The sequence below is a fragment of the Paraburkholderia sprentiae WSM5005 genome, assembly GCF_001865575.2.
Lineage (GTDB): Bacteria > Pseudomonadota > Gammaproteobacteria > Burkholderiales > Burkholderiaceae > Paraburkholderia > Paraburkholderia sprentiae.
The window spans coordinates 87467-106538 of the sequence record NZ_CP017563.2 but is presented as its reverse complement, the minus strand read 5'-3'; the positions used below and the strand labels follow the sequence as shown (position 1 = coordinate 106538).

The following is a 19072-nucleotide window of genomic DNA, read 5'->3' as shown; positions in this document are numbered from 1 at the left end:
TTAAATTTTTTTCTCAGCGCAGCGCGCCATCGGGCAAATGCGGCAATGCGCGGGCCAGCGCCGGCCAGATGCTGTGATCGAGCACGCCACGTGTGAGTGTGATGATCTCCGACGCGAAATCGTCCCATTCACCCTGACGATGCAGCAGAAAAAAATCACGACGCCCAAGACGGCTATCGGGCAGCGGCAATACGGCAATGTCGTCGAGATAATGACGCGCCTGCCACAAACAGAGCGGCGTCGAAATGGCAAATCCGAGCCCTGCGGCCACGAGACTCAATAGCGGATCGGTCGCGTCGAATTCATAGCGCCGCGCGCTCTCTATGCCAAGATGCCGCGCGAACCGCTCAACCTGCTGGCCGATCACGGAGCGCGCCGTATAGCGGATCAGCGGCAATTCCAGTGCGAGCGTGCGCCAGTCGACGTTCTTGCGCTGATCGGGATAACGTCGCGCCACGACGGCCACGAAGGCTTCCGAAAACAGCGGGACTTCGACAATCCGTGCGTCGCTCAATAACGTCTGCGTGCAGATCGCCACGTCCAGTTCACGGTCGTGCAACTGCTTGCTGAGGCCCGGCGTCAAACCAGACCAGAGCGAAATCTGCCGCGCCGAGCCCGATACCGCCCGGATCAGTTCGGGCCCCACGGTGGCCGCGAACGAATCCACGCAACCGAGCCGCACCGGCAGCTTGCCTGCATGCGACGCATCGCCGACGCGCGCGCTCACCATCTGCGCATGTTCGATCAATGGACCGGCCAGTTCCAGCAATGCGCGTCCAGCGATATTGGGGCGTGGCGGCCGGCTTTCGCGATCGAACAGATCGACGCCTTGATCGCGCTCCAGCGCACCAATGGCCTGGCTGATCGCGCTCTGGCTGACGCCCAACTGCTTCGCCGCGCCCGTCATGGACCCCGCCTCGCAGACTGCGATGAAAGCCTGCAACGCGCGCAGGTCGATGGGAGGTTGGGTTCGTCGCATGAAAACTCCGCTGGTTTCGCGTCTGGCGCCCTTCGCCTTCTTGCCCTCTTTTGCTACGGAAGAGCCTGCATGATGCTTTTTTTCTGCCGGCACTTGCCGACCATGAGCAATCCACGGTCTGCACCATAAGTTTGCCTAATACAAAAGTCCCGTGGGGTTCGGCTACCTAGAATCGGCTCCATCTTCAACGCAGAGGTTCACATGAGCCATTACGATTTCGTTGTGATCGGAGCCGGGGTAATCGGAGCCTCGGTAGCCCATCATCTGGCCGCGCTCGGCGCGAAAAGCGTGCTTGTGCTTGAACGCAGCACCATTGGCGCGGGCACGACGTCACAGTCGTCCGGTCTGTTACGCACCCATTATTCGGTGAAACAGAACGTCGAACTGGCTCGCTCGTCGTGGTGGGCTTTCAACAATTTCGCCGAATATGTTGGCGACGACGAAGCGTCGTGCGGTCTGGTCAAATGCGGCTACATGATTTCCGCACCGGACGGCGGCAAGATCGATCCGCTGCGCGCGTCGTTGATCGCACAGCAGGACATGGGTATCGAGGTCCAACTGCTCGACCGGACCGAGGCGCGCGAACGCCTGCCGATCGCGCAATTCGACGACGCCGCGTTGATCGGCTACGAGCCGGAAGCGGGCTTCGCCGACGCGTATCTGGTTGCGACCAGCTTCGCTCGCGCGGCGCGCCGGCAAGGCGTCAAGATCATGGAGGGCGTGAGCGTCACCGGCGTGGTACGCGAAGGCCGCAAGGTGGTTGGGGTTCAGACGTCGGCGGGCTCGTTCAGTTGCGGCGCGCTGATCAGCACGCAGAACATCTGGACGCCGGAGATGGCCGCGTGGATGGACGTCGAATTGCCGGTCAAGCCTGAACGTCATACGGTGCTTGCACTGGAATGCGACACAGCCGCCTATTCGTTCAAGATGCCCGCGTTCAAGGATCTTGGCTCAGCCGGGATGCTTTACTACCGCAGCTATGGCGGCAGCCAGATGCTCGTGTCCGAAGGCGTGGTCGGCGAAACGTTGAATGCGCCGGAGACCGAGCAAGGCGATATCTCGCTCGACTACGTCGGCGAAGTCGGAGCGCAAGTCGCCGAACGCTTTCCCGCTTATGAGACGGCAGGTCTGGCCTCGTCATGGACGGGTGTGTACGACGTCACGCCCGACTGGAATCCGGTGCTCGGCTCAGTCAGCGATATCGAAGGCCTGGTGGTGGGATTCGGTTTCTCGGGACACGGTTTCAAGCTGTCGCCGGGGGTCGGCAAGATCCTCGCTCAGCATGCGCTTGGACTGCCCACTGACGTTTCGCTGGGCCCCTATGCGTTGAGCCGGTTTGCGAGCGGTGCGCTGCTCGTCGGCAAATACGGCGCGGGCGCCGTGTCGTGATCAGGAGCCTATCCTCATGAATATTCGAATTCTCGTTCCCGTCAAACGGGTCGTCGATGCCAACGTGCGCGTGCGGGTCAGTGCGAGCGGCGTAATCGATACGGGTGGTTTGAAAATGTCGCTCAATCCCTTTGACGAATGCGCGGTCGAAAAGGCGCTGCAACTCAGGGAAGCCGGCGTGGCAACCCGGGTGACGGTCCTGACGTGCGGCCACGCCACGAGTCAGGATGTGTTGCGCACCGCCCTCGCCATGGGCGCTGACGACGCCGTGCTGATCGACACCGGCGCCGCCAGCGCAACGTTGGACTCGCTGGCCGTCGCGCGCTTGCTGCGCGCATACATGGCGGCGGGCGACTTCGGCCTCGTGCTGTGCGGCAAACAGGCGATCGACAGCGACATTGGCGGCGTCGCCGCCATGCTCGCGGCCTTGCTCGACTGGCCGCAGGCCCTGAACGCCAGCGCGCTATCCGCGCGGAGCGGCCACTGGCAGGTGACATGCGGCGACGATGGCGGCACATCGACATGGGAGCTCGACGGTCCTGGTGTGATCAGCGCGGACCTGCGTCTTGCCGAGCCGCGTCGCGTCACGCTGCCGAGCATCGTCAAGGCCAAGCAGAAGCCGCTTGTCATGATCGACGGTGCGTCTCTTGGCGTCGACCTGACGCCGCGCACGACGATCGTCGAACTGCGCGACCCGCCTGTGCGCGAAGCCGGCATCAAGGTCGCGAATACCGCCGCGCTGCTGGATGCGCTCGCCGCGCATCATCCGTTCGACAATCTGGGAGCAAATGCATGAGAAGCCTTGTGGTGGGTGAATGGGAGCACGGCGCGCTCGCGGAATCGACGCGGCGTGCCGTCAGCGCGGCACTGCAACGCGGCCTGCCGGTCGACATGATGGTGCCCCCAGCGGGCGCTCAGGCCGCGGCCGGAATTGCCGGTGTGGAACGTGTGCTTGCCGTCGCGGGCGATGCTGCGCATGCCCCAGTCCCCGAAACGCTCGGCACGCAGCTTCAGGCCGTTTCGGACGATTACGCGCTGATCGTCGCGAGCCATCGCAGTCTCGGCCGCAGCGCGTTGCCGCGCGCCGCCGCGCTGACCGGCGGCGCGTTTCTCGCGGACGTGACCGGGATCGACGCGCAAGGTCTCTTCACACGTGGCCTGTATGCGGGCAGCGTCATCGCAAAAGTGTCGGTAACGGCGCGCACGACATTTGCGACGATACGTGCGTCGTCTTTCGGTGCGGCAGAGGCATCGGGCGGCACTGCAACTATTGTCGAGACGAACCCCGCCGCCACGTTTGAAAGGACGAAGCTGCTGGAGCGCCAGGCGTCCGGACAGTCCGGACGCGATCTGAGCACAGCGCGGGTCGTTGTCTCCGGCGGCCGCGGGCTGGCGTCGAAAGACAACATGGACCGGCTCGGCGGCCTTGCCGAACGCGTGGGCGCGGCACTCGGCGCGTCGCGCGCCGCTGTGGACGCGGGCTATGCACCGAATGCCGCGCAAGTGGGACAAACCGGCAAAACCGTCGCACCCGATGTGTACTTCGCTTTCGGCATTTCCGGCGCGATCCAGCATCTCGCCGGCATGAAGGATTCGAAGGTCATCGTTGCCGTGAACAAGGACCCCGATGCGCCGATTTTTTCGGTGGCTGACTACGGCATCGTCGGCGATCTGTTCGATGTGTTGGGCGAACTCGAAGCTCACGTCAGCGCAAAGGCGGCGTAATGGATCACGATCTTCTCAACCCTGCCTTTCGCCGCAGCAGCGAGCCGCTGCGCCATCCGAAGACGGATCGCGCGGACGACAGCGTGCCGTCGGTCCGCTTTATCGACTGCACGTCGATTGCCCCCGAACCGTGGGCCAACGGAGCCGGCACGACCCGCACTCTCGCCCATGGCAGGAATCCGGCAGGGGTGGCGGACTGGCGCGTGAGTCTCGCGGACCTCACAGGTGCCGCGCGGTTTTCGCAATTCCCCGGCTTCGAACGGACCCTGCTGCTGATCGACGACGGCACAGTCGATCTGCATTCTCAGGACGGCCAGTTGCTCGCACGAACGGGGCAGCCCGTGCAGTTCTCCGGCGACCTGCATGTATGGGTCAGCTTGCCGACGAAGCCCGTCCAGGTCCTCAATGTGATGGCCCGGCGCGAAGCGTGCCGTGCGAAAGTCAGCGTCGCCACGAATGCGCTGCGGATCACACCGGCGAGCGTGCAACTGTTGATCAGTCTTTCCGGCGAATGGAGCGTGTCGAGTACGTTGCTCAAGAACGTCACGCTGTCGCCGATGCACGGCGTCTGGATCGAACGCCGCAATGAAGAGCTGGATCTGCATCATGTCGGTCCGGGCGCGAGACTGGTGTCGATCGGGATCGAGCCGATGGTCCTGCCGTGCGTGCAATAGAGAATACAAGCATGCAGAACGTGAGAGAACAATACGGCCCGCGCGAGTCGATGGAGTATGACGTCGTCGTTGTTGGTGGCGGCCCTGCGGGCCTGTCGGCGGCGATTCGCCTCAAGCAGCGCGCTGCCGAACAAGGCGTCGAGCTTGGCGTGTGCGTACTGGAAAAAGGCTCGGAGATCGGGGCGCATATTCTCTCGGGCGCGGTGATGGACCCCCGCGCGCTGACCGAACTGATCCCGGACTGGAAAGAAAAAGGTGCGCCGCTAACGGTCGACGTGACCGAAGACCGCTTCCTGTTCCTCACCGAAACCGGCGCGAAGAGCGTGCCGGTCTGGGCGCTGCCGGACAATTTCAAGAACCACGGCAACTACGTGATCAGTCTCGCGAACGTGACGCGCTGGCTGGGTCAGCAGGCCGAGGCGCTCGGCGTCGAGATCTTCCCGGGCTTTCCGGCGGCCGACATCCTGTACAACGACGATGGCTCGGTCAAGGGCGTCGCGACCGGCAATCTCGGCATCGGCAAGGACGGTGAGCCGACCGAAAACTTCCAGCTCGGCATGGAACTGCACGCGAAGTACACGCTGTTCTGCGAAGGCGCGCGCGGGCACCTTGGGCGTCAGCTGAACGACCGGTTCAGGCTGCGCGACGGCGTCGATCCGCAGGTGTACGGCATCGGCATCAAGGAGCTGTGGGAGATCGATCCCGCGAAGCACAAGCCGGGTCTGGTGATGCACACCGCCGGCTGGCCGCTCGAAAACGACACCTACGGCGGCTCGTTCCTCTACCACATGGACAACAACCAGGTCGTGGTGGGCTTCGTGGTCGGCCTCGGCTATTCGAATCCGTACCTGTCGCCGTTCGAGGAATTCCAGCGCTACAAGACGCATCCGGCGATCCGCGCGATGCTCGAAGGCGGCAAGCGCGTGTCCTACGGCGCGCGGGCGATCACCGCGGGCGGCCTGATGTCGCTGCCGAAGCTGGTGTTCCCGGGCGGTGCGCTGGTCGGCGACGACGCGGGCTTCCTGAACGCGTCGCGCATCAAGGGTTCGCATGCGGCGATCAAGACCGGCATGCTCGCGGCCGACGCCGCGTTCGACGCCGTGCAGGCCGGCCGCCAGGCAGACGAGCTGAGCGCTTACCCGGAAACCTTCAGGACGTCGTGGCTCTACACCGAGTTGTACCGCGCGCGCAATTTCAAGCAGTGGATGAGCAAGGGTCTGTACCTGGGCACGCTGATGGTCGGCATCGAGCAGAAGCTGCTGGGCGGCAACGTGCCGTGGACGCTGCATCATCAACATTGGGACCACGAGATGCTGAAGCCGGCTTCGCAGTGCAAGCCGATCACGTATCCGAAGCCGGACGGCAAGCTGACGTTCGACCGGCTTTCTTCCGTATTCATCTCGAACACGAACCACGAAGAGAACCAGCCGGCGCATCTGACGCTGAAAGATCCCTCGGTGCCGGTCGATGTGAACTGGCAGACCTATGCCGGTCCTGAGTCACGCTATTGTCCGGCCGCGGTGTACGAGTTCGTGAAAAACGACGATGGCAGCGAGCGGCTCGTGATCAATGCGCAGAACTGCGTGCACTGCAAGACCTGCGATATCAAGGACCCGACACAGAACATCGTCTGGGTGACGCCTGAAGGCGGTGGCGGCCCTAACTACTCGAACATGTGACCGCGTCTCACTGCGACGCCACCCCGATCAACGCTACGAGCGAGTTGGCGTCCTGCGCAAGCACGCTCATGCTGGTTCGTTACGGCTATCGGTGCTTACTTGAGCGCACCTTCAGCCACCAGCACTTCGTGCGCCGCCTTGAATGCGCTGAGGCCGTTCGGGATACCCGAATAAGCCGTCGCGTGCAGGAGCGCCGCTTTGATTTCGTCAACGCTCACGCCGTTGTTCAGCGCGCCTTTAATGTGCAGCTTGAGTTCGTTGGTGTGGCCCGTCGCGGTAAGCATCGCGAGGTTAAGCAGGCTGCGCGTCCTGCGGTCGAGCGTGTCATCACCCCATGCCCACCCCCAGGCCCACGCCGTGGTTGCCCGCTGGAATGACATCATGAACGCGTCGGCCTTTTCCATCGCGGCATCGACATATTCCGCGCCGAGCACTTCGCGGCGAATCGGCAGTCCCTTCTCGAACAACGCATCGTCATCTTTCATGATCGAACTCCTCTGTGTACGCACAGGCGTATTTGATTTTCCATCGTCCAACAACACATCGATTGCCTTATCGGCTTCCTGGCGAACCGCCTGCCAGGAGACCGGCCCGAATCTTTCCGGTCGACGAACGGCTGTCTCTGATCCGATCGTCAACACAGGCCGCGCGTGAGTCCCCGGGTCATGACGGGAGCCGCAGGACCATCACGCTTCCAATCCTTCGACAATCGACACCTGCGCGATGCAATGTCCGTCGCGTTTGAGCTTGGCCGACTGGTATTCGGGTGAGTTGTAGCAATCCAGCGCCGTTTGCATGTCGCTGAACTGGATCACCACATGACGCTCGAAGGACTTCCCTTCGAGCACTTTCGACGCACCTCCACGCGCCAGAAAAATGGCCCCGAATTTCCTGAATGCCAACGGCGCAATGTCGGTGTAATCCTTGTATTTCACCGGGTCGAGCACGGTGACATGAGCGATCCAATAAGCAGTCATCTTTCGTCCTCCAGCTTCAAAAAATTTGATCGGCCAATAACCGCCGATATGTCCGCCTTTTCCATCGTACGGCAACCCTCCAACGCGCTGCTCTGCCGGCCTTAGCGGTTCCATAGGGTTAACACTCATGGTACGCCGTACTATGGCATACCACAATACTTCGCATCAACAACCGACCCTAGGGCCTCGCTATGAGCCTGATTCGCAAATCCATTCTCCATGTCGAAACGGTCTTCGTGGACGGCGACAAAGTCGCCGCGAAGCCGCTCAAGATGATCGGCGCAGCGGCCATCATCAAGAACCCGTGGGCAGGGCGAGGCTATGTCGAAGATCTGTCGCCGGACATCCGCGCAATCGCACCGCAACTCAGCGAGCACCTGACGAAGCTGATCCTCGACGAGGCCGGTTCGGGCGAAGCGGTCGAGGCGTTCGGCAAGAGCGCCATCGTCGGCCTCGACGGCGAACTGGAACACGCATCTGCGCTGATCCACACGCTGCACTTCGGCAACATCTACCGCACGGCTGTCGGCGCCAAGTCGTATCTGGCCTTCAACAACACGCGCGGCCCGGCGAATGCGCCGCTGCTGATCCCGATGATGGACAAGAACGACGAAGGTCGCCGTTCGCACTACCTGACGCTCCAGTTCTCGATTGCCGATGCACCGGCCGCTGACGAACTGGTTATCGCAATTGGCGGTGCGACCGGCGGCCGTCCCCATCACCGCATCGGCGATCGTTATAAAGATTTGGCAGAACTCGGAAATGACCTCAGCAATCCTGCATCTGTCAAATAATCGCGTCGCGCACTATCTCGAACAGGGAACTGGGGAGCCACTGGTCCTGATTCACGGGGTGGGCATGCAGGCGCTTGCGTGGCATCCGCAGATCGACGATCTGTCGGCCGAATTCAGGGTCATTTCGGTCGATATGCCGGGCCACGGCGCGAGCACTGCGCTGGAAGCAAATGCCGGATTGGAGCAGTTCGTGAATTGGGCGATCGAATTCATCGAAGCGCTGGACGCGGGTCCCGTCAATCTCGCGGGTCATTCGATGGGTTCACTCATCGCCGCGGGCGTGGCCGTTACCCGGCCCGACCTGGTCAGGCGCGTAGCCGTTCTGAACGGCGTGTATCGCCGGACCACGGAGGCCCGCGACGCCGTGCTGCAACGCGCGGCCGAACTGCGATCGGGAAGCATCGACATCGAAACACCGCTCAAACGCTGGTTCAATGCCGAGGAAGCGCAGCGCATCGCGGCGCGAAAGGTCGAGTCATGGTTGAAGTCAGTCGATCTCGCGGGATATGCCACGGCCTATACGGCCTTCGCGAGTGGCGACGAAGTCTATGCCGACGGCTGGCGCAGGATTGCCTGCCCCGCTCTCGTGCTCACCGGCTCGGAGGACCCGAATTCGACGCCGGAGATGGCAGAACAGATGGCCAGTGCCGCCCACAATGGCCGTGCCGTCGTGATCCGCGACGAGCGCCATATGGTGAACCTGACCGCCCCCGACGAAGTCAATCGTGCGCTGCGCGCTTGGCTGCAGACCGAGCATCTCGAAACGTTGAAATCGGAAGTGTGATATGAGCCAAGAGACCGCCAGAATCAATCCTCGTGAACTGCGCGATGCATTCGGCGCCTTCATGACAGGCGTCACAATCGTGACGACGGCAGGAGACGACGGCAAGCCGCTCGGCTTTACCGCAAACTCGTTCTCGTCAGTTTCGTTGGACCCGGCGTTGCTGCTGGTGAGCATCGCAAAGACGTCGAGCAACTACCAGACGTTTTCCACGACGGGACACTTCGCCATTAACATTCTCGCGGAAGGCCAGAAGGATCTGTCGAATACCTTCGCGCGGCCCAGCGACGATCGCTTCGCCGACGTGAGCTGGCGTCTGAGCGCGAACAACAACCCGCTCATCGGTGACGTCAGTGCGTGGTTCGACTGCATAACGCACACGGTGATCGATGCGGGCGACCACGCGCTGATCGTCGGTAAGGTCGAGGCGTTCCACTCCGCGGGCTACGCCGGCCTCGGCTATTACCGTGGCGGCTATTTCACGCCCGCCAAGGTATCGGCCGAAGTCATCACCGGTCAGAAGGTCGTCGTGAGCGCAATCATCGCGCGCGACGACAAGGTGCTCCTCATCCGCAACGCGGATAACAAATGGAGTCTGCCTTCGAAGGAGATCGGCAAGGAAGGCGCCGACAAGGCACTCGCCGAGATCTTCGCGAAGTACCAGCCGGACGCATCGGCAAGCTTCATCTATTCGGCGTACAACAACACCGAAACCCACTACCAGTACATCTCGTTTCTCTGCAGCGCGCCGCCCGATGAGGCTGCCGTGTCGGGCGAATTCGTGAGCCTCGACGAGATCGGGCCGGATCAGTTCCAGGACGCCGCCGTCGCCAGCATGCTCGAACGCTACCGCAAGGAAAGCCAGTTGAAAAGCTACGGCATGTACTACGGCGACCATAGCCAGGGCACCGTTCGCCCGCTTCTTTCCTGAAAGGTCATCCCATGCGTTTTTCACTTTTCGTGCATATGGAGCGCGTCTCCGACCAGACCAGTCAAAAGCAGCTTTATGACGAGATGGTCGAGCTTTGCCAGATCGCCGACCGTGGCGGCATGCACGCCGTCTGGACCGGCGAGCACCACGGCATGGACTTCACGATCGCGCCCAATCCGTTCCTCAACCTCGTGGATCTGGCCAACAAGACCCAGAACGTCAGGCTGGGCACCGGCACGGTCATCGCGCCATTCTGGCATCCGATCAAGCTTGCTGGCGAAGCGGCGATGACCGACATCATCACCAACGGCCGTCTGGAGTTGGGCATCGCACGCGGCGCGTATTCGTTCGAATACGAACGTCTGGTGCCGGGCCTCGATGCATGGGGTGCCGGCCAGAGAATGCGCGAACTCATTCCGGCAGTGAAAAAGCTGTGGGAAGGCGATTACACGCACGAAGGCGAGTTCTGGAAATTCCCTTCGACAACGTCGTCTCCGCTGCCGCTCCAGCAGCCGCACCCGCCACTCTGGGTAGCCGCCCGCGACCCGAACAGCCACGAGTTCGCCGTGGCGAACGGCTGCAACGTGCAGGTCACGCCGTTGCATATGGGCGACGAAGAAGTCGAGAAGCTCGCCGGCCATTTCAGCGCGGCATGCGAGAAATTCAGCGAGATGCCTCGCCCCCAGATCATGTTGCTGCGCCACACGTATGTCGCGAGCAGCGAGGACGACGCGCAACTGGCTGCCGCCGAAGTAAACGTCTTCTATAACTACTTCGGCGCATGGTTCAAGAACGAGCGTCCGGTGAGCCGTGGCATGATCAAGTCGCTGAGCAAGGAAGAGATCGCCGCTCACCCGTTCTACACGCCGGAAGCCATGCGCAAGAACAACGTCATCGGTACACCCGATGAGGTGATCGCGCGCCTGAAGGCATACGAAGCGCTCGGCTTCGACGAGTACTCGTTCTGGATCGACACCGGCATGAGCTTCGAGCGCAAGAAGGCGTCGCTCGAACGGATGATCAACGACGTAATGCCTGCCTTTCAGTGAGGGCGTGATTCCATGAGTTTTCATTTCCAGCTTTATATAGACGGCCAGTTCGAGCCGGGCGCCGCAACGTTCGCAAGCGTGAACCCGGCCACCGGCGAAGTGTGGGCACAGATGCCCGAGGCCAGGACCGGCGAGGTCAACCGGGCCGTGGACGCCGCCAGCCGCGCGCTGACCGATCCCGCGTGGGCCGGCATCACGGCGTCGGCCAGAGGGAAGCTGCTATACAGGCTCGCCGACCTCCTCGAAAAGGCTGCGCCGCGACTTGCTGAAATTGAAACTACCGATACCGGCAAGATCATCCGCGAGACCTCCAGCCAGATCGCGTACGTGGCGGAGTACTACCGCTATTACGCGGGCATTGCCGACAAGCTCGAAGGCAGCCATATTCCCGTCGACAAGCCGGACATGCAGGTCTGGCTCGACCGCCAACCCGTTGGCGTGGTGGCCGCGATCGTTCCATGGAATAGCCAGTTGTTCCTCTCCGCAGTGAAGCTCGGGCCGGCGCTTGCCGCCGGCTGCACAGTGGTGCTCAAGGCCTCCGAGGAAGCGCCCGGTCCGTTGCTCGAATTCGCCCGCGTGGTCCACGAAGCCGGCTTCCCGCCCGGCGTGGTCAACGTGGTCACCGGCTTTGGCGCGCAATGCGGCGCTGTGCTCAGCAGCCATCCGAAGGTGGACAAGGTGGCCTTCACGGGCGGCCCGGAAACGGCGAAGCATATTGTCGCGAATACGGCGAATAACCTCGCCAAGGTTTCGCTGGAGCTGGGCGGCAAATCGCCGTTCGTCGTGTTCGCTGACACCGACATTCAAAGCGCCGTGAATGCACAGGTCGCGGCCATTTTCGCGGCCAGCGGTCAGAGCTGCGTCGCGGGCTCGCGTCTGTTGATCGAAGCATCCGTCAAGGACGAGTTTCTTGCGTTGCTGGTCGAACGCGTCTCGCGCATTCGCGTCGGCTTGCCCAACGACATGGCAACGGAATACGGGCCGCTTTGCACCGAGCGGCAACTGCGTAATATCGAATCGGTCGTTGCAAGCTCCGTGCGCCAGGGCGCCAAGGTGCTAACGGGGGGCAAGGCTATCGAGCGCGCCGGCTACTATTACGCGCCCACGATTCTGGACTGCACGGGTGTCCCGAACGCGGACAGCATCACGACGGAACTCTTCGGGCCGGTGCTTTCGGTCGATACGTTCGCCACCGAACAGGAAGCAATCGAAAAGGCTAACAGCACAGCCTACGGTCTTGCAGCCGGCATCTTTACCACCAATCTCACGCGTGCCCATCGCGTTTCGAAGCGCGTTCGATCGGGCATCGTCTGGATCAACACGTATCGGGCGGTATCGCCGCTCGTGCCGTTCGGCGGTTTCGGACTGTCGGGGCATGGCCGTGAAGGCGGCTTCGCCGCTGCGCTCGAATACACGACGACGAAGTCCGTGTGGCTTCGCACCTCGGACGACCCGATCAGCGACCCGTTCGTGATGCGCTAGACGTGATCCGCGAGATTGAATACCGCAACGGCATTTTTCAGATCCATCGCGTGGTCTTCCAGCGACTGGGCGGCCGCGGCAGCCTGCTCGACGAGCGCCGCATTCTGCTGCGTGACCTTATCCATCAGGTTCACAGCCTGGTTCACCTGCTCGATGCCCCTGCTTTGTTCGTCGGATGCTGCCGCGATCTCGCTGACGATGTCGGCCACCTGCCTGATCGCGAGCTTCACTTCGGTCATCGTGCCGCCTGCGTTATGCGCCTGCCTCGCTCCGCTCTGGATCGTCTCCACCGATGACCCGATCAGTTCCTTGATTTCCCGCGCCGCTGTTGCGGAGCGCTGGGCGAGCGCACGCACCTCGTTCGCCACGACGGCAAACCCCCGTCCCTGATCACCTGCGCGCGCGGCTTCGACCGCCGCATTCAAGGCCAGGATGTTGGTCTGGAAAGCGATGCCTTCGATTAGGCCGGTGATCTCCGAAATCTGGTCCGAGCTGCCGCTGATGCGTCCTATCGTCTCAACCATGCCGTGCACCGCTTCATTGCCGGCGTCCGCCATGCTGGATGCGCGCGTCGCCAGTGTACTGGCCTGACGTGCGTTGTCCGCATTCTGGCGCACGGTTTCGGTCAGTTGCGTCATGCTCGCGGCGGTCTCCTCCAGCGAACTCGCCTGCTCCTCGGTGCGCGAAGACAGATCAAGATTGCCAGCGGCAATCTCGCTGGACGCAGACGCGATGCGATCGGCGCTGGAGCGAACTCCGCCCACGATGCCCGAGAGACTCTGGTTCATCGCCTTCATGGCCAGCATCAATTGTCCGGTTTCGTCCGTCGACGTCGCTTCGATGCGATTCGTCAGATCGCCTTCGGCGACACACGTCGCCACCGATACGGCCCGGTTCAACGGCCGGGAAATCGTGCTCGATAGCCATCGTCCGGCGAGAATCGACGCGAGCACGGCAATCAACGACGAGCAGAGCACGCTAGCGTAAATCGAGGTGCGCAGCGAATCGAGCTGGGCACGATTCGCGGACACGCTCTGCTGCTCATAGCTTTCCAGCTTTCCGACCGTCGCAATCAGTTTTTCGGTTCCCAGATATGAGCCGAAACTCTCGGTCAACGTGGAGAGGTCGCTCACGTTCACCGAAAAAGCGTCCACCTTCTTGCGCATCTCCACGAGCGGGTCGACGACCGTTCTTAGCCACGCGTCGTATTCCCGCTGACCTTCGTTGACCAGCGCCGCACCTTCGGGCGTGGGATCCATCGCGCGGAGCTTCGTCAATTTTTCGCCAAAGTCTGAGCGGTGATCGACGATCCATTGCCTGTGTGACGCCTTCCCGTTGAGGTTGTTCGCCAGAACCGCCCAGATGATGTTGAGATAGTCGCCCGTCCCGTCTTTCAAAAGACGCAACATCTGTTCCGATGCTTCGATCTCTTTCCGCTTCTGATCGATGGCCCGAACGCTGTAAAGACAAACGCACGCGCTGACAATAAAAGCGAAAATCGCGCCTGAAAACGCGATGAAAATCTTGCTGGAGATGGAGACGTTTTTAATGATTTTCATGTTGCAACTGGCAAATTGTGGTTGTGGTTGTGGTTCAGTCTCGTATCGGCCTTGCGCGATTGCCCGGTACCATCAGCACGGCGATTGCCGCCAGCAGACCCGCAGCAGCGAACACAAAGAAATTCCACGCGAGCACGACGTCCCATTGCGCCAGAACGCCACCGATCAATGGTCCCGCGATCGCGCCGAAGCGTCCTATGCCGAGCGCCCAGCCGATTCCCGTCGCCCGACTGTGAGGCGGGTAGTACTGCGTGATATAAGCGCCAAGCAGCATGGTGTTGCCGATCGTGCCAACCCCCGCGATGCTGACCAGCACATACGTGAGCACCACGCCATGGGCAAACGGCAACGCGCATAGGCTCGCAGCCGCCAGCAGATACAACACGCTGACCACGCGTTTCGAACCGATGCGATCGGCCAACGCACCGCCGGACAGCGAGCCCAGCGCGGCGGCAAGATTGAGCGTCATGAGCAATGCGAGGCTCGACCCGAGCGGATAGCCCGCCTTGCGCATGAGTTGCGGCAGCCACGTGCTCAGGCCGTACAGGAGAAGCAGGCCCATAAACATCGCGAGCCAGAACGCCAGCGTGGCATGAATGAAGGAGCGATCGAACAACGAACGCACTGGCGCGGGGGCGCTTTTTTTAGCGATACGCACTGCGTCGCCGCCGCGCTCGCTTTCGAGCCACGCGTGCCGGATATGCAACGCACGCGCCAGCGACCGAGCTTCGGCGAAGCGCTTTCTCGCAATGAGGAAATCGATCGATTCCGGCAACGAAGGCCCCACCACGAGCACCAGCAGTAGAGGCAACGCGCCCAGGCCAAACAGCCATCGCCAACCATGCGTCGGCAACCAGGCGATCGCGAGCAGCGCGACGAGAATGCCACCGAGCGAATAGCCGGTGTAGATCAATGCGTAGTTAAACGAGCGGCGGTGCGGCGGAGAATATTCGACGGTGAGCGCCGCAGCCGTCGGCACGACGCCGCCCAGCCCCAACCCGCCCACGACACGCGCGACGACGAAGACCGTGGGCGTGGGCGCCAGCGCCGCCGCAGCCATCATGGCAGAGAACAGCGCCACGCTGCCGAGCAATACCCAGCGCCGGCCGATCAGATCGCTCACCGTGCCGGCACACATCGCGCCGATCATCATGCCCGCTAATGAGCAACTCGCAATCGCGCCCAACTGGAATGGCGAGAGCGACCAGTTCGTGCCACGCGTCAGCATGGGCAGCACGGCGCCGTAAATTGCGACGTCGTAACCTTCGGCGAGGATCATCGCCAGACAAATCGCGACGACACGTATCGTCACCGGTAACGGTATGCTGACCGCGCCGGGTTCGGCGTGATCGAGCGCAGTGTCGTGCAAACGGGCCGCGCCCGCTTCATCGTTTGTCGATGACCATGTATTCATGTTCGACCGCCCCCTTTGCACCGCGCGTTTTTCAGATCAGACGGCCATGCACAGATATTTGATGACGACGTAATCGTCGATGCCGTAGTGCGAACCTTCGCGTCCCGTGCCCGACTGCTTCACTCCGCCGAACGGTGCCACTTCGTTCGAGATCAGACCGGTGTTCACGCCGACCATCCCATACTCCAACGCTTCCGCGACTTTCCAGATGCGGCCGATGTCCCGGCTGTAAAAGTACGATGCGAGACCGAACTCGGTGTCGTTCGCGAAGCGGATTACCTCGTCGTCGCTGCTGAATCTGAAGAGCGGCGCGAGTGGGCCGAAGGTCTCGTCTTTCGCGACTTGCATCGCCGGGGTGACGTCCCGGAGCACCGTCGGTTCGAAGAAGCCGTGGCCGAGCGCATGACGCTTGCCGCCCGTGACAACAGACGCGCCCTTTGCAAGTGCATCCGCGATATGGGCTTCAACTTTCTGCACCGCCGCCTCGTTGATGAGCGGGCCTTGCGCGACATCGGGTTCGGTGCCGCGTCCGACCTTCAGGCGGCTGACCGCTGCGGCGAGCTTTTCCGCGAACTGGTCGTACACGGTGTCGTGCACGTAGAAGCGGTTCGTGCACACGCACGTCTGCCCGCTGTTGCGATACTTCGATGCGATAGCACCCTGGACGGCCGCATCGACGTCGGCGTCGTCGAACACGATGAACGGCGCGTTGCCGCCGAGTTCGAGCGACACTTTCTTGACCGTCGACGCGCACTGGCTCATCAACAGCCGGCCCACCGGCGTCGATCCCGTGAACGAGAGCTTGCGCACGACGGGATTCGACGTCAGCTCCGCACCAATCGCCTTCGGGTCGCCCGTCACCACGCTGAACACACCGGACGGCACGCCTGCACGCTGGCCCAGCACGGCCAGCGCCAGCGCCGAGAACGGCGTCGCTTCGGCGGGTTTGACGACGATGGTGCAACCGGCTGCGAGCGCGGGTCCAACCTTGCGGGTAATCATCGCGGCCGGGAAATTCCACGGCGTGATCGCGGCGCACACACCCACCGGTTCCTTCACCACGACGATGCGCTTGTCGCTCGACGGTGTCGGAATCGTATCGCCGTAGACGCGCTTACCTTCTTCCGCAAACCATTCGAAGAACGACGCGGCATAGCCGATTTCGCCCTTCGCTTCCGCAAGCGACTTGCCCTGCTCCGTCGACAGGATCAGCGCAAGATCATCGGCGTTCTCCATCATCAGATCGTGCCATTTGCGCAGAATGGCGCCGCGTTCTTTCGCGGTCTTTTTGCGCCACGCGGGCCAGGCCGCGTTCGCTGCGTCGATCGCCTGACGTGTTTCGCTCGCGCCCATCAAAGGAACGTTGCCGACGATCGCGCCCGTTGCGGGATCGCGAACCTCGAATGTTTCTGCGCTCGCGGCGCTTTGCCATTCGCCGCTGACGTAAGCCTGTTGTCGAAACAGCAGCGGATCCGTCAACTGGGTTCCCAATTCCATGGTCATTCCTAAAGGGGTTACAAAGAAGTGTCGCGCACCCCGATGCTGGTCAAGGCGCGCGATATCAAGCTGGGTCGAAACCGTGCTCCGCGGCGGGACGGAGAACGCTGCTATCAGAACTGGTGATACATGCCAATACGCACCGCGGTCTGATGATTGTTCGACGACGCCGATGCCACCGCGCCATCGAAGATGTCGGCATTCGACGCTGCGCCCGCTGCCTTTTGCCAGACGCCCATCGCGTATAGCGAGGTGCGCTTCGACAAGGCATAGGCCGTCGTGAGCCCCACCTGGTGGTAAATCGGAATGGACTGGTCGTAGCCGACGTTGCCGTGCGTGTACACGTACTGCGCGCCCACGTACCACGCCGACGTCAGGTTGTAGCGGCCCCACGCTTCGTAGTTCGCAAAGGTCACCGTGCCCTGCGTGCCGTTGGCGTCGTTGAACTTCGTGTTGGTGTAATCCAGCCCGAGCGTCGCCGAACCCAGCGCGTAATTGATTGCCGCACCGAAGATCTGCTCATTGGCCGGATTGCCCACGTAGCTGAACGGGCCGCTCGCGCCAATCGCCGCGCCGGTGGTGTTGCTCACGTAATTTCCGTCGGTCAGAAGGGCCGCGGGATTCTTCGCGTACAGGTAAGCGCCCGCGATGTCGAACCCGCCAAAAGCGTAATTCGCCCCAAGGCTCCACAAACCGGTCGTTCCACGGCCGGGCGCGTTCGTATTGGTAAACGAATAGAGGCCGCCAAAGGTCAGGCCGCCGATCTTCGGACTCGCGTATTTGATCGAATTGTCGACGCGGAAAGAGTTGTCCGTGTTGTCGATGTCGCCCGCGTGAACCAGCGGACCGCCGAGTTGTCCCGGCGCGGTGAGCGGCTGCAGATAGTCGACCACCGAATCATATTGGCGTCCAAGCGTGACCGTGCCGAGGCGCGTATCCGACAGGCCCACGTAGGCCTGACGGCCGAACAGGCGGCCGCCCTGGCGGCTTTGGCCGTTTTCCGTGCTGAAACCCGATTCCAGCTTGAACAGGGCGCTCAGACCGCCGCCGAGATCCTCGCTGCCCTTCAAACCCCAGCGGCTGCCATAGACGCCGTCATACGTACCGTCGCGCATGCGCCAAAGCGAATGGCCGCCGCTGTTGCTGAGGTAGTCGATGCCCTCGTCGATCACGCCATACAGCGTGACGGACGATTGCGCGTGCGCGTTCGACGCGACGAAAGCGCTCCCCGCCAATAACCACGCAATGTTTCTCTTGTAATGATGTTTCATGCGTTCTTCTCTCCTTGTCAAATGCGCTGCTAACCCGCCACGAAATGTGGGGGCGTGTGGGTGTACGTGCTTTTTTCTACTGAAGGCTTCGTCGTACCGAGCCGTTTTATCTTTTCTATCGCCGCTTCTGCGCAAGGAGCAAAGCGCCCGAAGATTACCCCGCGCGTTTCAGGAGCAAGTGCCCCTGCCCTTCAACCAACAGCTTTCTGGCGATTTCCGCCACCCCGCTCACGTGCGTGACGGCGGCGCTGCGCGCGGCGACCGCGTCCCCCGCGCGTATCGCGGCCAGGATCCGACGCATTTCCAGAACCGCCTGGCTGCCGCGATCGTCGGACGCGATGGTCAACGCTCGCAGACGGTTGATTCTTGCGGTCAGCGACTGCACGATTTCCCACGCGACATGTTTGTGGCCCGCAGTGAACATGCGCTCGTAAAACGCCGTCGTGAACGCCAGCACTGCGCGATAGTCCCGGTCATCGAAAGCGAGCTGAATGCTGTCGATGAGTGCGTCCAGATCGTCGACGGTGCGTGCGTCGGCAAGCCGCGCACAGGCGGACGCCGCTTCGCCCTCCAGCAGGCCGCGAATTTCGTAAATCTCCGTTGCGGTCTTGGGATCGAGCACGGCAACGATGGGCCCCTGATTCGGCAGGGTATCGACGAGCCCCTCCGTCTCAAGATGGCGCAGCACTTCGCGCACAACCGTGCGGCTCACGCCCAGCTCTTCACACAAGGTCCGCTCGACCAGCCGGGCGCCCGGCTGAAAACGCGCGTCCAGGATGGCGCTACGCATTTTCTCGAGCGCAAGCGCTCTGAGCGTGGTCGTTCGGCGCTCGACTTTCAGGGACGAGATCGGTTCGTGCATTGCTGTATC

General features: G+C 62.1%; 18 protein-coding genes. 10 read left to right on the top strand and 8 right to left on the bottom strand.

The genetic code is table 11. The features are described 5' to 3' along the window. Positions 1 to 13: 13 nt before the first annotated feature. Entirely contained in the window at positions 14 to 979 is a 966-nt protein-coding gene (locus tag BJG93_RS29185) for a LysR family transcriptional regulator (RefSeq protein ID WP_027194719.1), read from the bottom strand. Between the two features lie 201 nt (positions 980 to 1180). Here BJG93_RS29185 and BJG93_RS29180 point away from each other — a divergent pair, with 201 nt between their 5' ends. From BJG93_RS29180 to BJG93_RS29160, 5 genes are read left to right on the top strand one after another with little or no spacing between them, the layout of a single operon-like run. After that, positions 1181 to 2368, top strand: a complete 1188-nt coding sequence (locus tag BJG93_RS29180) for an NAD(P)/FAD-dependent oxidoreductase (protein WP_027194718.1) — start codon at positions 1181 to 1183, stop codon at positions 2366 to 2368. A 22-nt stretch (positions 2369 to 2390) separates the two neighbouring features. Continuing rightward, positions 2391 to 3164, top strand: coding sequence for an electron transfer flavoprotein subunit beta/FixA family protein (locus BJG93_RS29175; protein ID WP_051374234.1), 774 nt, complete (start codon positions 2391 to 2393; stop codon positions 3162 to 3164). After that, positions 3161 to 4093, top strand: a complete 933-nt coding sequence (locus tag BJG93_RS29170) for an electron transfer flavoprotein subunit alpha/FixB family protein (RefSeq protein WP_027194716.1) — start codon at positions 3161 to 3163, stop codon at positions 4091 to 4093. The genes BJG93_RS29175 and BJG93_RS29170 overlap by 4 nt, the downstream gene beginning before the upstream one ends. Next, entirely contained in the window at positions 4093 to 4767 is a 675-nt protein-coding gene (locus BJG93_RS29165; protein WP_051374207.1) for a HutD/Ves family protein, read from the top strand. The genes BJG93_RS29170 and BJG93_RS29165 overlap by 1 nt, the downstream gene beginning before the upstream one ends. Positions 4768 to 4778: 11 nt before the next feature. Further along, positions 4779 to 6446 carry an electron transfer flavoprotein-ubiquinone oxidoreductase gene (locus tag BJG93_RS29160; protein ID WP_231337648.1) on the top strand — a complete coding sequence of 556 codons (1668 nt, stop codon included), beginning with the start codon at positions 4779 to 4781 and terminating at the stop codon, positions 6444 to 6446. A 95-nt stretch (positions 6447 to 6541) separates the two neighbouring features. Here BJG93_RS29160 and BJG93_RS29155 read toward each other — a convergent pair whose 3' ends face one another. After that, complete coding sequence (locus tag BJG93_RS29155; protein ID WP_027194714.1) at positions 6542 to 6931, bottom strand: carboxymuconolactone decarboxylase family protein; 390 nt, start codon at positions 6929 to 6931, stop codon at positions 6542 to 6544. Positions 6932 to 7132: 201 nt separating this feature from the next. Further along, the gene (locus tag BJG93_RS29150) at positions 7133 to 7423 is read right to left on the bottom strand and encodes a DUF1330 domain-containing protein (RefSeq protein ID WP_027194713.1); all 291 of its coding nucleotides are present in this window, start codon (positions 7421 to 7423) and stop codon (positions 7133 to 7135) included. A 191-nt stretch (positions 7424 to 7614) separates the two neighbouring features. On the opposite strand from BJG93_RS29150, the gene BJG93_RS29145 reads away from it, so the two are divergent. Genes BJG93_RS29145 through BJG93_RS29125 form a run of 5 tightly spaced genes read left to right on the top strand, consistent with a single transcriptional unit; the run spans position 7615 to position 12460 of the window. After that, positions 7615 to 8217 carry an amino acid synthesis family protein gene (locus BJG93_RS29145; protein ID WP_027194712.1) on the top strand — a complete coding sequence of 201 codons (603 nt, stop codon included), beginning with the start codon at positions 7615 to 7617 and terminating at the stop codon, positions 8215 to 8217. After that, positions 8186 to 9001, top strand: a complete 816-nt coding sequence (locus tag BJG93_RS29140; protein ID WP_027194711.1) for an alpha/beta fold hydrolase — start codon at positions 8186 to 8188, stop codon at positions 8999 to 9001. Before BJG93_RS29145 ends, BJG93_RS29140 begins: the two co-directional genes overlap by 32 nt. Before the next feature lies 1 nt (position 9002). Beyond that, positions 9003 to 9929, top strand: coding sequence for a flavin reductase (locus BJG93_RS29135; RefSeq protein WP_027194710.1), 927 nt, complete (start codon positions 9003 to 9005; stop codon positions 9927 to 9929). A gap of 11 nt (positions 9930 to 9940) precedes the next feature. Next, positions 9941 to 10978, top strand: a complete 1038-nt coding sequence (locus BJG93_RS29130; protein ID WP_027194709.1) for an LLM class flavin-dependent oxidoreductase — start codon at positions 9941 to 9943, stop codon at positions 10976 to 10978. A 12-nt stretch (positions 10979 to 10990) separates the two neighbouring features. Next, the gene (locus BJG93_RS29125; RefSeq protein WP_027194708.1) at positions 10991 to 12460 is read left to right on the top strand and encodes an aldehyde dehydrogenase; all 1470 of its coding nucleotides are present in this window, start codon (positions 10991 to 10993) and stop codon (positions 12458 to 12460) included. Here the strand turns inward: BJG93_RS29125 and BJG93_RS29120 are convergent. From BJG93_RS29120 to BJG93_RS29100, 5 genes are all read right to left on the bottom strand, one after another. Continuing rightward, positions 12457 to 14019, bottom strand: coding sequence for a methyl-accepting chemotaxis protein (locus BJG93_RS29120; protein WP_051374206.1), 1563 nt, complete (start codon positions 14017 to 14019; stop codon positions 12457 to 12459). The two genes, BJG93_RS29125 and BJG93_RS29120, sit on opposite strands and share 4 nt — an antisense overlap. A gap of 34 nt (positions 14020 to 14053) precedes the next feature. After that, on the bottom strand, positions 14054 to 15433 hold the full coding sequence (locus BJG93_RS29115; RefSeq protein ID WP_082194489.1) for an MFS transporter: 1380 nt from the start codon (positions 15431 to 15433) through the stop codon (positions 14054 to 14056). A gap of 36 nt (positions 15434 to 15469) precedes the next feature. Beyond that, on the bottom strand, positions 15470 to 16930 hold the full coding sequence (gene gabD, locus BJG93_RS29110) for an NADP-dependent succinate-semialdehyde dehydrogenase (RefSeq protein WP_407675346.1): 1461 nt from the start codon (positions 16928 to 16930) through the stop codon (positions 15470 to 15472). A 113-nt stretch (positions 16931 to 17043) separates the two neighbouring features. After that, complete coding sequence (locus BJG93_RS29105) at positions 17044 to 18201, bottom strand: porin (protein WP_082194488.1); 1158 nt, start codon at positions 18199 to 18201, stop codon at positions 17044 to 17046. Positions 18202 to 18355: 154 nt separating this feature from the next. After that, the gene (locus tag BJG93_RS29100) at positions 18356 to 19063 is read right to left on the bottom strand and encodes a GntR family transcriptional regulator (RefSeq protein WP_027194705.1); all 708 of its coding nucleotides are present in this window, start codon (positions 19061 to 19063) and stop codon (positions 18356 to 18358) included. Positions 19064 to 19072 lie beyond the last annotated feature (9 nt).

What these genes read in the sequence shown, in the direction of transcription:
- BJG93_RS29160 (WP_231337648.1), top strand. Translation starts at nt 4,779, where the DNA reads ATGCAGAACGTGAGAGAACAATACGGCCCGCGCGAGTCGATGGAGTAT.
- BJG93_RS29100 (WP_027194705.1), bottom strand. Translation starts at nt 19,063, where the DNA reads ATGCACGAACCGATCTCGTCCCTGAAAGTCGAGCGCCGAACGACCACG.
- BJG93_RS29150 (WP_027194713.1), bottom strand. Translation starts at nt 7,423, where the DNA reads ATGACTGCTTATTGGATCGCTCATGTCACCGTGCTCGACCCGGTGAAA.
- BJG93_RS29180 (WP_027194718.1), top strand. Translation starts at nt 1,181, where the DNA reads ATGAGCCATTACGATTTCGTTGTGATCGGAGCCGGGGTAATCGGAGCC.
- BJG93_RS29170 (WP_027194716.1), top strand. Translation starts at nt 3,161, where the DNA reads ATGAGAAGCCTTGTGGTGGGTGAATGGGAGCACGGCGCGCTCGCGGAA.
- BJG93_RS29105 (WP_082194488.1), bottom strand. Translation starts at nt 18,201, where the DNA reads ATGAAACATCATTACAAGAGAAACATTGCGTGGTTATTGGCGGGGAGC.
- BJG93_RS29155 (WP_027194714.1), bottom strand. Translation starts at nt 6,931, where the DNA reads ATGAAAGATGACGATGCGTTGTTCGAGAAGGGACTGCCGATTCGCCGC.
- BJG93_RS29165 (WP_051374207.1), top strand. Translation starts at nt 4,093, where the DNA reads ATGGATCACGATCTTCTCAACCCTGCCTTTCGCCGCAGCAGCGAGCCG.
- gabD (WP_407675346.1), bottom strand. Translation starts at nt 16,930, where the DNA reads ATGGAATTGGGAACCCAGTTGACGGATCCGCTGCTGTTTCGACAACAG.
- BJG93_RS29120 (WP_051374206.1), bottom strand. Translation starts at nt 14,019, where the DNA reads ATGAAAATCATTAAAAACGTCTCCATCTCCAGCAAGATTTTCATCGCG.
- BJG93_RS29145 (WP_027194712.1), top strand. Translation starts at nt 7,615, where the DNA reads ATGAGCCTGATTCGCAAATCCATTCTCCATGTCGAAACGGTCTTCGTG.
- BJG93_RS29185 (WP_027194719.1), bottom strand. Translation starts at nt 979, where the DNA reads ATGCGACGAACCCAACCTCCCATCGACCTGCGCGCGTTGCAGGCTTTC.
- BJG93_RS29130 (WP_027194709.1), top strand. Translation starts at nt 9,941, where the DNA reads ATGCGTTTTTCACTTTTCGTGCATATGGAGCGCGTCTCCGACCAGACC.
- BJG93_RS29140 (WP_027194711.1), top strand. Translation starts at nt 8,186, where the DNA reads ATGACCTCAGCAATCCTGCATCTGTCAAATAATCGCGTCGCGCACTAT.
- BJG93_RS29115 (WP_082194489.1), bottom strand. Translation starts at nt 15,433, where the DNA reads ATGAATACATGGTCATCGACAAACGATGAAGCGGGCGCGGCCCGTTTG.
- BJG93_RS29135 (WP_027194710.1), top strand. Translation starts at nt 9,003, where the DNA reads ATGAGCCAAGAGACCGCCAGAATCAATCCTCGTGAACTGCGCGATGCA.
- BJG93_RS29125 (WP_027194708.1), top strand. Translation starts at nt 10,991, where the DNA reads ATGAGTTTTCATTTCCAGCTTTATATAGACGGCCAGTTCGAGCCGGGC.